The following is an 11,772-nucleotide window of genomic DNA, read 5'->3' as shown; positions in this document are numbered from 1 at the left end:
TGGAGATGCAATCGACGATCAAACCCGTCGAGTACGACCGGCCCGTCGCAGCAGGGACCGTGTGCGGCGTCGGACAGGCGTGGGCCAAGGTGCCCGAGGCGCCGTCCGCCGAGGAGCGCGCTGCGCTGAAGGCACGCATCAAGGCGTTGCTCGCCCGTGAAAAGGCCGTGCTCGTCGCCCACTACTACGTGGATGCCGAGCTGCAGGAACTGGCCGACGAAACGGGCGGCTGTGTGGCCGATTCGCTCGAAATGGCCCGCTTCGGCCGCGACCACGACGCGCAGACGCTCGTCGTCGCCGGCGTGCGCTTCATGGGCGAAACCGCGAAGATCCTGAGCCCGAACAAACGGATCCTGATGCCCGATCTCGACGCGACCTGTTCGCTCGACCTCGGCTGCCCGGTCGACGAATTCTCGGCGTTCTGCGATGCGCATCCGGACCGCACCGTCGTCGTCTACGCGAACACCAGCGCGGCCGTGAAGGCGCGTGCGGACTGGATGGTCACGTCGTCGATCGGCCTCGAGATCGTCGCCGACCTGCATGCGCGCGGCGAAAAGATCATCTGGGCGCCGGACCGCCATCTGGGCAGCTATATCCAGAAGAAGACCGGTGCCGACATGCTGCTGTGGCAGGGCTCGTGCCTCGTCCACGACGAATTCAAGGGCATCGAGCTCGACCTGTTGCGCGCCGAATATCCGGACGCGAAGGTGCTCGTGCATCCCGAATCGCCGGAAAACGTCGTGGCGCAGGCCGATGTCGTCGGTTCGACCACGCAACTGATCGACGCGGCCGTCAAGTTCGACGCGAAGCGCTTCATCGTCGCGACCGATCTCGGCATCCTGCACAAGATGCAGCTTGCCGCGCCCGGCAAGACCTTCATCGCCGCGCCGACGGCCGGCAACAGCGCGACGTGCAAGAGCTGCGCGCACTGCCCGTGGATGGCGATGAACGGCCTCGCGAACCTCGCCGACGTGCTCGAGCGCGGGCACAACGAGATCTTCGTCGATCCGGCGATCGGCGAGCGCGCGCGTTTGCCGATCGACCGGATGCTCGAATTCGCGGCTGCGCACAAGAAGCGCGTGCAGGCGAGCGGCGACCTGCAGCGCGACCAGCAGCTGTTCGCGAACGTGGGGGCGGCATGAGCAACGCCGTATCCCCGCTGTTCGACGCCGTCCGTGCCCAATACGGTGCGGCATTCGACGACGCGATCGCGCGCAACGTGGCCGATGCGATCGCCGAAGACGTCGGCCCCGGCGACCAGACCGGGCGGCTCGTGCCGGCCGGCGAGCGCCGCCGCGCGCGGATCATCGTGCGCGAGGAAGCGGTGCTGTGCGGCGTGCCGTGGTTCGAGGGCGTGATCGCCCGGATCGATCCGTCGATCGTCGTGCAATGGCGCTATCGCGAAGGCGACCGGATGACGCCGGATTCGACCGTATGCGAACTCGAAGGGCCGGCGCGCGCGCTGCTGACGGCCGAGCGCAACGGGCTGAACTTCCTGCAGTTGCTGTCGGGTGTGGCGACCGCGACGCGCCGTTACGTCGATCGCGTCGAAGGCACGCGCGCGAAGATCCTCGACACGCGCAAGACGCTGCCGGGGCTGCGGCTCGCGCAGAAGTACGCGGTGCGCGTGGGCGGCGGCGAGAACCAGCGTCTCGCGCTGTACGACGGCATCCTGATCAAGGAGAATCACATCGCGGCGGCAGGCGGTGTCGGCGAGGCGCTCGATGCGGCGTTCGCGCTGGAGTCGGGCGTGCCGGTGCAGGTCGAAGTCGAGACGCTCGCGCAGCTCGACACGGCACTCGCGCATCGCGCGCAGTCGGTGCTGCTCGACAACTTCACGCTCGACATGATGCGCGAAGCGGTGCGCGTGACCGCGGGCAAGGCCGTGCTCGAAGTCTCGGGCGGCGTCAATTTCGATACGGTGCGCGCGTTTGCGGAGACGGGCGTCGATCGCATCTCGATCGGCGCGCTGACGAAGGACGTGCGGGCGACGGACTATTCGATGCGGATCGTCGACTGACCGAACGGCGTTCGTCAGACAAAAAGCCGTTGGCGCGCAAACGCCAACGGCTTTTTTCTCGGGCTGCGGTCGCCGCCGGGAAGGGCGGCGCGCCGCTCAGCGGCGCGAGCGCGGCGTGAGCACGCTCGGCAGCGCTTTCGGCAGCGTATGTGGCCAGTCGCGGCTGTAGTGCAGTCCGCGGCTTTCGCGGCGCGAGTACGCGCTCTTCACGATCAGCGTCGCCACGTCGACGAGGTTGCGCAGTTCGAGCAGATCGCGCGTCACGCGGAAATTCGCGTAGTACTCGTGGATCTCGTCGCGCAGCAGCGACAGCCGGTGCTTCGCGCGCTCGAGGCGCTTGTCGGTGCGCACGATGCCGACGTAGTTCCACATCAGGCGGCGCAGTTCGTCCCAGTTGTGGGCCACGACGACTTCCTCGTCCGCATCCGACACGCGGCTTTCGTCCCATGCGGGCAGTGCGGTGGGCGTTTGGGCATCGAAGCCGACCGCTTCGATCGCCTCGGCCGCCGCCCGGCCGATCACGAGGCATTCGAGCAGCGAGTTGCTCGCGAGCCGGTTCGCGCCGTGCAGCCCCGTGTACGACGTTTCGCCGACCGCATACAGGCCGGCGAGATCCGTGCGCCCCGCGAGATCGGTGACGACGCCGCCACACGTATAGTGCGCGGCCGGCACGACGGGGATCGGCTGTTTCGCGATGTCGATGCCAAATTCGAGGCAGCGCGCATGAATCGTCGGGAAATGCTCGCGCAGGAACGGTTCCGGCTGATGGCTGATGTCGAGATACACGCAGTCGATCCCGCGCTTCTTGATCTCGAAATCGATCGCGCGTGCGACGATGTCGCGCGGCGCGAGCTCGGCGCGCGGATCGTGCGCGGGCATGAAGCGCGTGCCGTCGGGCAGCTTCAGCAGGCCGCCTTCGCCGCGCACGGCTTCCGAAATCAGGAACGACTTCGCGTACGGATGGAACAGGCAGGTCGGGTGGAACTGGATGAATTCCATGTTCGACACGCGGCAGCCTGCCCGCCATGCCATCGCGATGCCGTCGCCGGTTGCGGTGTCGGGGTTGGTCGTGTACAGGTAGACCTTGCCGGCGCCGCCGGTGGCGAGCACCGTATGCGGCGCCTCGATCGTGATCGTGCGGTCGTTGTCGACGTCGAGTGCATACAGGCCGTGACAGCGGCGGCCGGGCAGGCCGAGCCGGTCCGACGTGATCAGGTCGATCGCGTGGTGGTTTTCGAAGAACGTGATGTTCGGATGCTGGCGCGCGCGCTCCGACAGCGTCGCGAGCACCGCATGGCCGGTCGCATCGGCCGCATGGATGATCCGGCGGTGACTGTGGCCGCCTTCGCGCGTCAGGTGAAAGCCGAGTTCGGCCGCGTCGTCCTTCGTGAACGGCACGCCTTGCGAGATCAGCCATTCGATTGCTTCGCGGCCGTGCTCGACGATGTAGCGCGTCGCGCCTTCATCGCACAGCCCGCCACCGGCGACCAGCGTGTCGTCGACGTGGTTCTCGATGCTGTCCGCCGAGTCGAGGACCGCCGCGATGCCGCCCTGCGCGTGATCGCTTGCCCCCTCCATCATCGAACGTTTCGCGATCAGCGCGACACGTCGCGTGCTGGCCAGGTTGAGTGCGACCGACAGCCCTGCCAGGCCGCTGCCGACGATCGCCACGTCGAATTTCATGCTGCATCTCCATCGTTACGCTTTTTGATGTTGCGTTCCGCCGGTCGTCGCCGCGGAAAGGGGAGAGCATACCGCGTCGGGCGCGAGCGCGCGCGCCAAAACAAAAAGCCCCGCGGGTGCGGGGCTTTTCGGTCGCCGTCAGGCTGGCAGAAACCGGAGATTACTTGATCTTGGTTTCTTTGTATTCCACATGCTTGCGGACGACGGGATCGAACTTCTTGATCGCCATCTTTTCCGGCATGTTGCGCTTGTTCTTCGTGGTCGTGTAGAAGTGACCCGTACCAGCGGTCGACTCAAGCTTGATCTTGTCGCGGGCGCCTTTTGCCATGATTCTGCTCCTTGGGCTTAGGCTTCGCCGCGTGCGCGCAGGTCAGCGAGCACGGAATCGATGCCGTTCTTGTCGATCAGGCGCAGGCCGGCGTTCGAGACGCGCAGACGCACCCAGCGGTTTTCGCTCTCAACCCAGAACCGGCGGTTTTGCAGGTTCGGGAGGAAGCGACGCTTCGTCTTGTTGTTGGCGTGGGAAACGTTGTTGCCGCTCATCGGCGCTTTCCCAGTTACTTGGCATACGCGTGCCATGAGAGCACTCCTAATACGCTAAATTCGGGGTTCGATCGCCGGTGAAGGTTCCATCGCACCGCCACGTGATCCATGGCTGCACTCAGAACGCCGTAGCCCTTGCAGACAAGGCCCTTCGATGGCTAGAACTGGTTGGAAAAAAGACAGACGGCGATTCTAGCAGAAAAAGTTCAGAAAAATCAAACCTAATTTCGCTCCGCCGTTGCGGCGCCCTGGGATGGGCCGCCGCGCCACAGTCTACAGCCAACCGGCCCGCGCGAACGAGAAAGTATCGCTGACGCCGACGACGACGTGATCGAGCAGCCGCACGTCGACGAGCTCGAGCGCGTCCTTCAGCACGCGGGTCAGGCGGCGGTCTTCCGCGCTCGGCTGCACCGCGCCCGACGGATGGTTGTGCGCGACGATCAGCGCCGCGGCGTTCTGTTTCATCGCCTGGCGCACGATCTCGCGCGGGTAGACGGCCATGCGCGTGAGCGAGCCGCGCGCGATTTCCTCGATGTCGATCATGCGGTTGCGGGCGTCCAGGTAGACCGCGACGAACACTTCGTGCGGGAGCGTGCCGATCTTCATGCGCAGGCAATCCTCGACGGCGCCGGGCGAATCGATCTGCATGCCGTCCCGTGCCTTCTCCTCCAGCATGCGTCGTGCGATCTCGGTGACCGCGACCAGCCGCGCGGAGCGCGCGGGGCCGATGCCGGGGTGCGCCTCGAAATCGTCGGCGCCCGCTTCGAGCAAGCCGCGCAGCGACTTGTATTGACCGATCAGTTCGCGGGCGATGACGAAGACGTCGTGACCGGGCTTGCCGGTGCCGAGCAGCAGCGCGATCAGCTCGTCGTCGGTCAGCGCGGCCGGCCCGCGCTCCAGCAGCCGTTCGCGCGGCCGCTCGGGCCGCCAGTCGGCCGGGCGGCGCTTGCGCCGGTGGATCGGGATGACGCGGGCAGGCGAATCGGCCGGCGCGTCGGCGGTGTCGCGGCATTCGGCCGACGGCAGGATGAGGCAGGGTGACGGCATGGTCTGAACTCCATTGGCGGCGGGCGGCGTGCGCAACGTCGTCGCACTTTCCGCCTTGCACGCTCAGGTGACTTACAATATTGGCTTTGCGCCGGGCCATTCGGCCGTAGCGGGCGCCGACCGAACGAGTAATTCATGAGCCTCATCGATCTATCCGAAGTGAAGCCCGGTTCCCACGTCACGTTGCATTACCGGCTCGCACTGGCCGACGGCGCCGATATCGTCAACACCTTCTCGGACAAGCCGGCCACGCTGTTGCTGGGCGCGGGGCAACTGGCGCCGTCGCTGGAACAGATTCTGCTCGGGCTCCGGGTCGGCGACCACTCGACTTTTCAGCTAGCCCCCGAGCAGGGGTTCGGTCCCCGCAATCCCGACATGCTCCAGCGCGTGACGCTGTCGACCCTGCGCGAGAACGGGATGGTCGGCGACGATTTCACGCCGGGCGAACTCATCGAGTTCAACGCACCGGATGGCGGTCGCTATGCGGGGGTGCTGAAGGAAGTCGGCGAGACGTCGGCGCTGTTCGACTTCAACCATCCGCTCGCGGGCCAGGCGCTCACGTTCGAAGTGAAAATCATCGGAATCCTGTAATCATGAGTACCACCGATACGCTGTCCGGGCAGACCGTCGCCGCCGACGCCGAAATCCTGCTGGCCCAGCCGCGCGGTTTCTGCGCGGGCGTCGACCGCGCAATCGAGATCGTCGAGCGCGCCATCGCGATGCACGGCGCGCCGATCTACGTGCGTCACGAAATCGTCCACAACAAGTACGTGGTCGAGGATCTGAAGAAGAAGGGCGCGATCTTCGTCGAGGAACTCGAGGAAGTGCCGGCCGGCAACACCGTGATCTTCAGCGCGCACGGCGTGTCGAAAGCCGTGCGCGACGAGGCCGACGTGCGCGGCCTGCGCATTTACGACGCGACCTGTCCGCTCGTCACGAAGGTGCACGTCGAAGTGGCGAAGATGCGCCAGGACGGCGTCGACATCGTCATGATCGGGCACAAGGGCCATCCCGAAGTCGAAGGCACGATGGGCCAGGTCGAGCGCGGCATGCACCTCGTCGAAAGCGTCGAGGACGTGCAGAAGCTCGAGCTCGCCGATCCCGAGCGCATCGCGCTCGTCACGCAGACGACGCTGTCCGTCGACGATGCGGCCGAGATCATCGGCGCGCTGAAGGCGAAGTATCCGAAGATCCGCGAGCCGAAGAAGCAGGACATCTGCTACGCGACGCAGAACCGCCAGGACGCGGTCAAGTTCATGGCGCCGCAATGCGATGTCGTGATCGTGGTCGGCAGCCCGAACAGCTCGAATTCGAGCCGGCTGCGCGAAGTGGCCGAAAAGCGCGGCGTGGCCGCGTACATGGTCGATGCGCCGGACCAGATCGATCCGGCATGGGTCGCCGGCAAGCGCCGCATCGGCGTGACGGCCGGCGCGTCGGCCCCCGAGGTGCTCGCCCAGGCCGTGATCGCGCGGCTGCGCGAACTCGGCGTGCGCAACGTCCGCGCCCTCGACGGCATCGAGGAAAACGTGTCGTTTCCGCTGCCGCGCGGGTTGAACCTGCCGCCCGCCGCCTGATTGCCGCATCGCACCCTGCGGAACACCGAAGCGCGCCCTCGCGGCGCGCTTTTTTTGTGCCTCGAAATTCATATCGCAACCATTATTCCCAGCGATGGTGCAACCCGGTTGCTCCCGGCTCGCGCAATCGTGTCTCAAAATTGGTTGCAATGCAGGAAAACCCCATCGAATCAGGAATATTGGCGGCCTATAAATGGAGTTACAATGCGCCCGTTTTCAAGCCGGAATGGCTTTGAAACGGGTTTTGGCAAGGCGCGGGAGACCATTCAATGCATGTGAAGTTGGCTTACGCCGTGTCCGTCGCCGCACCGGTTGCAATGCTTGCCGGCTGCAGCAAAAAGAGCGACGACGGGGCGGGCAGGGCGGCTGCGGGGTTCGCGGCACCATCGGCCAGCGGCGTGCGCGCCGCCGGCACCCGACGGGCGGCGCCATCGGCGCGCCGTATCACGCAACTGGGCAGGGACAAGGAAAACGGGGCACGTTTGACGATCGAGGAAATCAACGCGCTTGGACCGGCGACCGGTCCGGCAGCGGGCATGCCGGCGGCATCGCGGCAAGCCGCCGGTCGACGGGTGCCGCACGATCGCGGTGTTGCCGGCAGCGTGCCCAGGCCACAGTCCCCCCTTCAATTCGATTCGACGAAACAGCGCGCCGCCGCGACCGACCGTGTCGTGGCGCGCAGTCTGGTTCGTACGATGGATTCCGATGCAGTCCTGACGACAGTCGGGCGCGGCCGTCGCAACGCCTTGACGGGCGATGCGGCGCGGAATCCGATCCGTCCTGGCGCGATGCTTGCATGGCACCGGACGGGCCAAGGCACGGATGCCGGGAAACCGGACGACGGCCGTCTCGGCATGCTGCCCCACGACTTCAAGGAGGCCACGAACACCGTCCTCGATGTCGTGACGATTTAGCGACGGGACTCATGACGGCACCGGAACAGTGCGGTGCCGTTTTTGTATCCGCTCCGGCGGCAGGTCCGGCCGTACAGGCCGGGCGGCGCGCGCCGGGACGATCCACCCTTACCGGTATCGACTAGTACCCGCAGTGTCGCCGAGAAGGCGCGATTCCTCGCTTACCCGCGGGGCGCAACGTCCTCCGGCAGCACGGGCCAAGGAGCTTTAAATGGATATTTTCGTCCAGCAGGTTCTCAACGGGCTGGTGCTCGGCAGTGTGTACGCCATCATCGCGTTGGGATACACGATGGTGTACGGCATTCTCGGCATCATCAACTTCGCGCACGGCGACGTGCTGATGATCGGCGCGATGGTCGCGCTGTCGGCCATCACCGTGCTGCAGAACCACTTTCCCGGACTCGGCAACGTCGCGACGCTGACGATCGGCCTGGGCATCGCCGCGGTCGTCTGTGCGTTCGTCGGCTTCACGATCGAGCGCGTCGCGTACCGGCCGCTGCGCCGCGCGCCGCGCCTCGCGCCGCTGATCACAGCGATCGGCGTGTCGATCCTGCTGCAGACGGCTGCGATGATCATCTGGTCGCGCAACCCGCTGCCGTTCCCGCAATTGCTGCCGACCGACCCGATCAACGTGATCAAGGCCACCGACACGACGCCCGGCGCCGTGATCTCGGTCACCGAAATCGTGATCATCGCGGTCGCGTTCCTCGTGATGGGCGGCCTGCTGCTGCTCGTGCACAAGACCAAGCTCGGCCGCGCGATGCGCGCGATCGCCGAAAGCCCGAATACGGCGAGCCTGATGGGCGTGAACCCGAACTTCGTGATCTCCGCGACGTTCATGATCGGCTCGGCGCTCGCCGCGCTGGCCGGCGTGATGATCGCGTCCGAATACGGCAACGTGCACTTCTACATGGGCTTCATCCCCGGCATGAAGGCGTTCACGGCCGCGGTGCTCGGCGGGATCGGCAACCTCGGCGGCGCGATGGTCGGCGGCGTGCTGCTCGGCCTGATCGAGCAGCTCGGGGCCGGCTACATCGGCAACCTCACGGGCGGCGTATTCGGCAGTAACTACCAGGACGTGTTCGCCTTCGTCGTGCTGATCATCGTGCTGGTGTTCCGTCCGTCGGGCTTGCTGGGCGAACGTGTCGCGGACCGCGCGTAACGGAAGGGGAGCAAACAACATGACATCCATTCAACCGATCGAATCGTCGACGTCGCTCGTCGAAGAGCGCAACACCGCCAAGACCGTCGTCATCGGCCTTCTGACCGCGGTCCTCGTGATCGCCGCGCCGATCGTGATCGGCTCGGCCGGCGGCAACTACTGGGTCCGCGTGCTCGACTTCGCGATGCTGTACGTGATGCTCGCGCTGGGCCTGAACGTGGTGGTCGGCTTCGCCGGCCTGCTCGACCTCGGCTACATCGCGTTCTACGCGGTGGGCGCGTACACGGCGGCGCTCCTGAGCTCGCCGCACCTGACCTCGCAGTTCGAGTGGATCGCGGCGCTCGCGCCGAACGGGCTGCACGTGCCGTTCCTGATCATCGTGCCGATCGCGATGGCGCTCGCGGCGACCTTCGGGATCCTGCTCGGCGCGCCAACGCTGCGCCTGCGCGGCGACTACCTGGCGATCGTCACGCTGGGCTTCGGTGAAATCGTCCGGATCTTCATGAACAACCTCGACCGTCCGGTGAACATCACCAACGGCCCGAAGGGGATCACGGGCATCGATCCGGTGCACGTCGGCGGCTTCAACCTGTCGCAGACGCATACGCTGTTCGGCTTCCAACTGCCGTCGGTGTACATGTACTACTACCTGTTCGTGCTCTGCTCGCTGCTGGTGATCTGGGTGTGTACGCGTCTGCAGCACTCGCGTATCGGCCGCGCGTGGGCCGCGATCCGCGAAGACGAGATCGCCGCGAAGGCAATGGGCATCAACACCCGTAACGTGAAGCTGCTCGCGTTCGCGATGGGTGCGTCGTTCGGCGGCCTGTCGGGCTCGATGTTCGGCGCGTTCCAGGGCTTCGTGTCGCCCGAGTCGTTCACGTTCTGGGAATCGATCGTCGTGCTCGCGTGCGTGGTGCTCGGCGGCATGGGCCATATCCCGGGCGTGATCCTGGGTGCGGTGCTGCTCGCGATCTTCCCGGAATTCCTGCGTTCGACGATGAGCCCGCTGCAGCATGCGCTGTTCGGTCATGACATCGTCGATACGGAAGTGATTCGTCAGGCGCTGTACGGCCTCGCGATGGTGATCATCATGCTGTATCGCTCGGAAGGCCTGTGGCCCGCGCCGAAGCATGAGGACAAGATCGCGAAACTGGCGAAGCGCAACAGCAAGAAGCCGGTGCGCGCCTAACCTACGGACAAGGGGATAAACACATGAGCGACAAGCAAATCCGACTGTCCGTCTCGGGCGTGAACAAGCGCTTCGGCGGGCTGCAGGCATTGTCCGACGTCGGCCTGCAGATCAAGGAAGGCGAGATTTACGGTCTGATCGGCCCGAACGGCGCCGGCAAGACCACGTTCTTCAACGTGATCACGGGCCTCTACACGCCGGACTCCGGTGACTTCAAGCTGGACGGCACGAACTACACGCCGACGGCCGTGCACCAGGTGGCCAAGGCCGGCATCGCGCGTACGTTCCAGAACATCCGCCTGTTCGGCGGGATGACCGCGCTCGAGAACGTGATGGTGGGCCGCCACGTGCGCACCAAGCACGGGCTGCTCGGCGCGGTGTTCCAGACGCCGGCCGAACGCCAGGAAGAGCGCGAGATCAAGGAGCGCGCGATCGAGCTGCTCGACTACGTCGGCGTGCTGCAGTACGCCGACTACACGTCGCGCAACCTGTCGTACGGTCACCAGCGTCGCCTGGAAATCGCCCGTGCATTGGCGACCGACCCGAAACTGCTCGCGCTCGACGAGCCGGCAGCCGGGATGAACGCGACCGAGAAGGTCGAACTCACGCGCCTGCTCGACAAGATCCGTTCGGACGGCCGCACGATCCTGCTGATCGAGCACGACGTGAAGCTCGTGATGGGGCTGTGCAACCGGATGACGGTGCTCGATTACGGCAAGGTGATCGCCGAGGGTCTGCCGCAGGACGTGCAGAAGAATCCGAAGGTGATTGAGGCATATCTCGGCGCAGGGGTGCACTGATGGCAGCGGCAATGTTGAAAATCAAGGGCTTGCAGGTCAACTACGGCGGCATCCAGGCCGTCAAGGGCGTTGACATGGAAGTCCGCCAGGGCGAGCTCGTGACGCTGATCGGCGCGAACGGCGCCGGCAAGACCACGACGATGAAGGCGATCACCGGCCTGAAGCCGTATTCGGCCGGCGACATCGAGTACGACGGCAAGTCGATCAAGGGCGTGCCGTCGCACGAGCTGCTCAAGCGCGGCCTCGCGATGGTGCCGGAAGGCCGCGGGATCTTCGCGCGGATGTCGATCATCGAGAACATGCAGATGGGCGCGTACCTGCGCAACGACAACGACCAGATCAAGAAGGACGTCGACCGGATGTTCGGCTTCTTCCCGCGCCTGAAGGAACGGGCGACGCAGCTCGCGGGCACGCTGTCGGGCGGCGAGCAGCAGATGCTGGCGATGTCGCGCGCGATTCTGTCGAAGCCGAAGCTGCTGCTGCTCGACGAGCCGTCGATGGGGTTGTCGCCGATCATGGTCGAGAAGATCTTCGAAGTTGTGCGCGAGATCTCGAAGGAAGGCATCACGGTGCTGCTGGTCGAGCAGAACGCACGCCTCGCGCTGCAGGCAGCCGACCGCGGCTACGTGATGGATTCGGGCACGGTCACGATGGAAGGCGACGCGAAGCAGATGCTCGACGATCCGAAGGTGCGCGCCGCGTATCTGGGCGAGTAAGCGATCGAACGAACGAGTCCGGTTGCGCACGTCGCACCCGGGCTGTCGAAAAACCGTCACGGGAAACCGTGACGGTTTTTTTTCGTATGGGGCGATTCGCGTCGAACTCCGCGCGCGCAGGCGG

Annotated in this window: 13 protein-coding genes; 9 read left to right on the top strand and 4 right to left on the bottom strand. The window is 65.6% G+C overall.

Annotated elements, in window-relative coordinates:
- Positions 1–5 precede the first annotated feature (5 nt).
- On the top strand, positions 6–1,142 hold the full coding sequence (nadA, locus tag CFB81_RS12970) for a quinolinate synthase NadA (protein ID WP_034208752.1): 1,137 nt from the start codon (positions 6–8) through the stop codon (positions 1,140–1,142).
- Positions 1,139–2,020: a carboxylating nicotinate-nucleotide diphosphorylase gene (nadC, locus tag CFB81_RS12965; protein WP_069620427.1), complete on the top strand. Its 882-nt coding sequence runs from the start codon at positions 1,139–1,141 to the stop codon at positions 2,018–2,020. The genes nadA and nadC overlap by 4 nt, the downstream gene beginning before the upstream one ends.
- Positions 2,021–2,116: 96 nt before the next feature.
- Here the strand turns inward: nadC and nadB are convergent, their stop codons facing one another.
- The 4 genes from nadB to radC all read right to left on the bottom strand — a co-directional run bounded on the left by nadB (position 2,117) and on the right by radC (position 5,293).
- Positions 2,117–3,703, bottom strand: coding sequence for an L-aspartate oxidase (nadB, locus tag CFB81_RS12960; RefSeq protein ID WP_089435502.1), 1,587 nt, complete (start codon positions 3,701–3,703; stop codon positions 2,117–2,119).
- 160 nt (positions 3,704–3,863) lie between these two features.
- A complete protein-coding gene (gene rpmG / locus CFB81_RS12955) occupies positions 3,864–4,031 on the bottom strand; it encodes a 50S ribosomal protein L33 (RefSeq protein ID WP_006478046.1) in 168 nt (55 codons plus the stop codon).
- Positions 4,032–4,048: 17 nt separating this feature from the next.
- The gene (rpmB, locus tag CFB81_RS12950) at positions 4,049–4,282 is read right to left on the bottom strand and encodes a 50S ribosomal protein L28 (RefSeq protein ID WP_004186391.1); all 234 of its coding nucleotides are present in this window, start codon (positions 4,280–4,282) and stop codon (positions 4,049–4,051) included.
- Positions 4,283–4,519: 237 nt separating this feature from the next.
- Positions 4,520–5,293 (bottom strand): DNA repair protein RadC, encoded by a 774-nt coding sequence (radC, locus tag CFB81_RS12945; RefSeq protein ID WP_069620425.1) that lies wholly within the window; start codon positions 5,291–5,293, stop codon positions 4,520–4,522.
- 135 nt (positions 5,294–5,428) lie between these two features.
- Here radC and CFB81_RS12940 point away from each other — a divergent pair, with 135 nt between their 5' ends.
- The 7 genes from CFB81_RS12940 (at position 5,429) to CFB81_RS12910 (ending at position 11,648) form a co-directional block, all read left to right on the top strand.
- Positions 5,429–5,884: a peptidylprolyl isomerase gene (locus tag CFB81_RS12940; protein WP_034186308.1), complete on the top strand. Its 456-nt coding sequence runs from the start codon at positions 5,429–5,431 to the stop codon at positions 5,882–5,884.
- A 2-nt stretch (positions 5,885–5,886) separates the two neighbouring features.
- A complete protein-coding gene (gene ispH, locus CFB81_RS12935) occupies positions 5,887–6,867 on the top strand; it encodes a 4-hydroxy-3-methylbut-2-enyl diphosphate reductase (protein ID WP_006488968.1) in 981 nt (326 codons plus the stop codon).
- A 269-nt stretch (positions 6,868–7,136) separates the two neighbouring features.
- The gene (locus CFB81_RS12930; protein ID WP_069620424.1) at positions 7,137–7,781 is read left to right on the top strand and encodes an amino acid-binding protein; all 645 of its coding nucleotides are present in this window, start codon (positions 7,137–7,139) and stop codon (positions 7,779–7,781) included.
- Positions 7,782–7,992: 211 nt separating this feature from the next.
- The gene (locus tag CFB81_RS12925; protein ID WP_021160758.1) at positions 7,993–8,943 is read left to right on the top strand and encodes a branched-chain amino acid ABC transporter permease; all 951 of its coding nucleotides are present in this window, start codon (positions 7,993–7,995) and stop codon (positions 8,941–8,943) included.
- Positions 8,944–8,962: 19 nt separating this feature from the next.
- On the top strand, positions 8,963–10,132 hold the full coding sequence (locus tag CFB81_RS12920; protein ID WP_069620423.1) for an ABC transporter ATP-binding protein: 1,170 nt from the start codon (positions 8,963–8,965) through the stop codon (positions 10,130–10,132).
- Between the two features lie 23 nt (positions 10,133–10,155).
- On the top strand, positions 10,156–10,932 hold the full coding sequence (locus CFB81_RS12915; protein WP_050017531.1) for an ABC transporter ATP-binding protein: 777 nt from the start codon (positions 10,156–10,158) through the stop codon (positions 10,930–10,932).
- On the top strand, positions 10,932–11,648 hold the full coding sequence (locus tag CFB81_RS12910; protein WP_050017530.1) for an ABC transporter ATP-binding protein: 717 nt from the start codon (positions 10,932–10,934) through the stop codon (positions 11,646–11,648). The genes CFB81_RS12915 and CFB81_RS12910 overlap by 1 nt, the downstream gene beginning before the upstream one ends.
- Positions 11,649–11,772: the final 124 nt, after the last annotated feature.

Source organism: Burkholderia sp. AU28863, assembly GCF_002223195.1.
Classification (GTDB): Bacteria; Pseudomonadota; Gammaproteobacteria; order Burkholderiales; family Burkholderiaceae; genus Burkholderia; species Burkholderia sola.
The sequence above is the reverse complement of the archived record's forward strand: the minus strand, read 5'-3'. Positions and strand labels throughout refer to the sequence as shown.

Bases quoted from the DNA above. Each gene is read 5' to 3' on its own strand.
- nadA (WP_034208752.1), top strand. From the start codon at position 6: ATGCAATCGACGATCAAACCCGTCGAGTACGACCGGCCCGTCGCAGCA.
- nadC (WP_069620427.1), top strand. From the start codon at position 1,139: ATGAGCAACGCCGTATCCCCGCTGTTCGACGCCGTCCGTGCCCAATAC.
- nadB (WP_089435502.1), bottom strand. From the start codon at position 3,703: ATGAAATTCGACGTGGCGATCGTCGGCAGCGGCCTGGCAGGGCTGTCG.
- rpmG (WP_006478046.1), bottom strand. From the start codon at position 4,031: ATGGCAAAAGGCGCCCGCGACAAGATCAAGCTTGAGTCGACCGCTGGT.
- rpmB (WP_004186391.1), bottom strand. From the start codon at position 4,282: ATGGCACGCGTATGCCAAGTAACTGGGAAAGCGCCGATGAGCGGCAAC.
- radC (WP_069620425.1), bottom strand. From the start codon at position 5,293: ATGCCGTCACCCTGCCTCATCCTGCCGTCGGCCGAATGCCGCGACACC.
- CFB81_RS12940 (WP_034186308.1), top strand. From the start codon at position 5,429: ATGAGCCTCATCGATCTATCCGAAGTGAAGCCCGGTTCCCACGTCACG.
- ispH (WP_006488968.1), top strand. From the start codon at position 5,887: ATGAGTACCACCGATACGCTGTCCGGGCAGACCGTCGCCGCCGACGCC.
- CFB81_RS12930 (WP_069620424.1), top strand. From the start codon at position 7,137: ATGCATGTGAAGTTGGCTTACGCCGTGTCCGTCGCCGCACCGGTTGCA.
- CFB81_RS12925 (WP_021160758.1), top strand. From the start codon at position 7,993: ATGGATATTTTCGTCCAGCAGGTTCTCAACGGGCTGGTGCTCGGCAGT.
- CFB81_RS12920 (WP_069620423.1), top strand. From the start codon at position 8,963: ATGACATCCATTCAACCGATCGAATCGTCGACGTCGCTCGTCGAAGAG.
- CFB81_RS12915 (WP_050017531.1), top strand. From the start codon at position 10,156: ATGAGCGACAAGCAAATCCGACTGTCCGTCTCGGGCGTGAACAAGCGC.
- CFB81_RS12910 (WP_050017530.1), top strand. From the start codon at position 10,932: ATGGCAGCGGCAATGTTGAAAATCAAGGGCTTGCAGGTCAACTACGGC.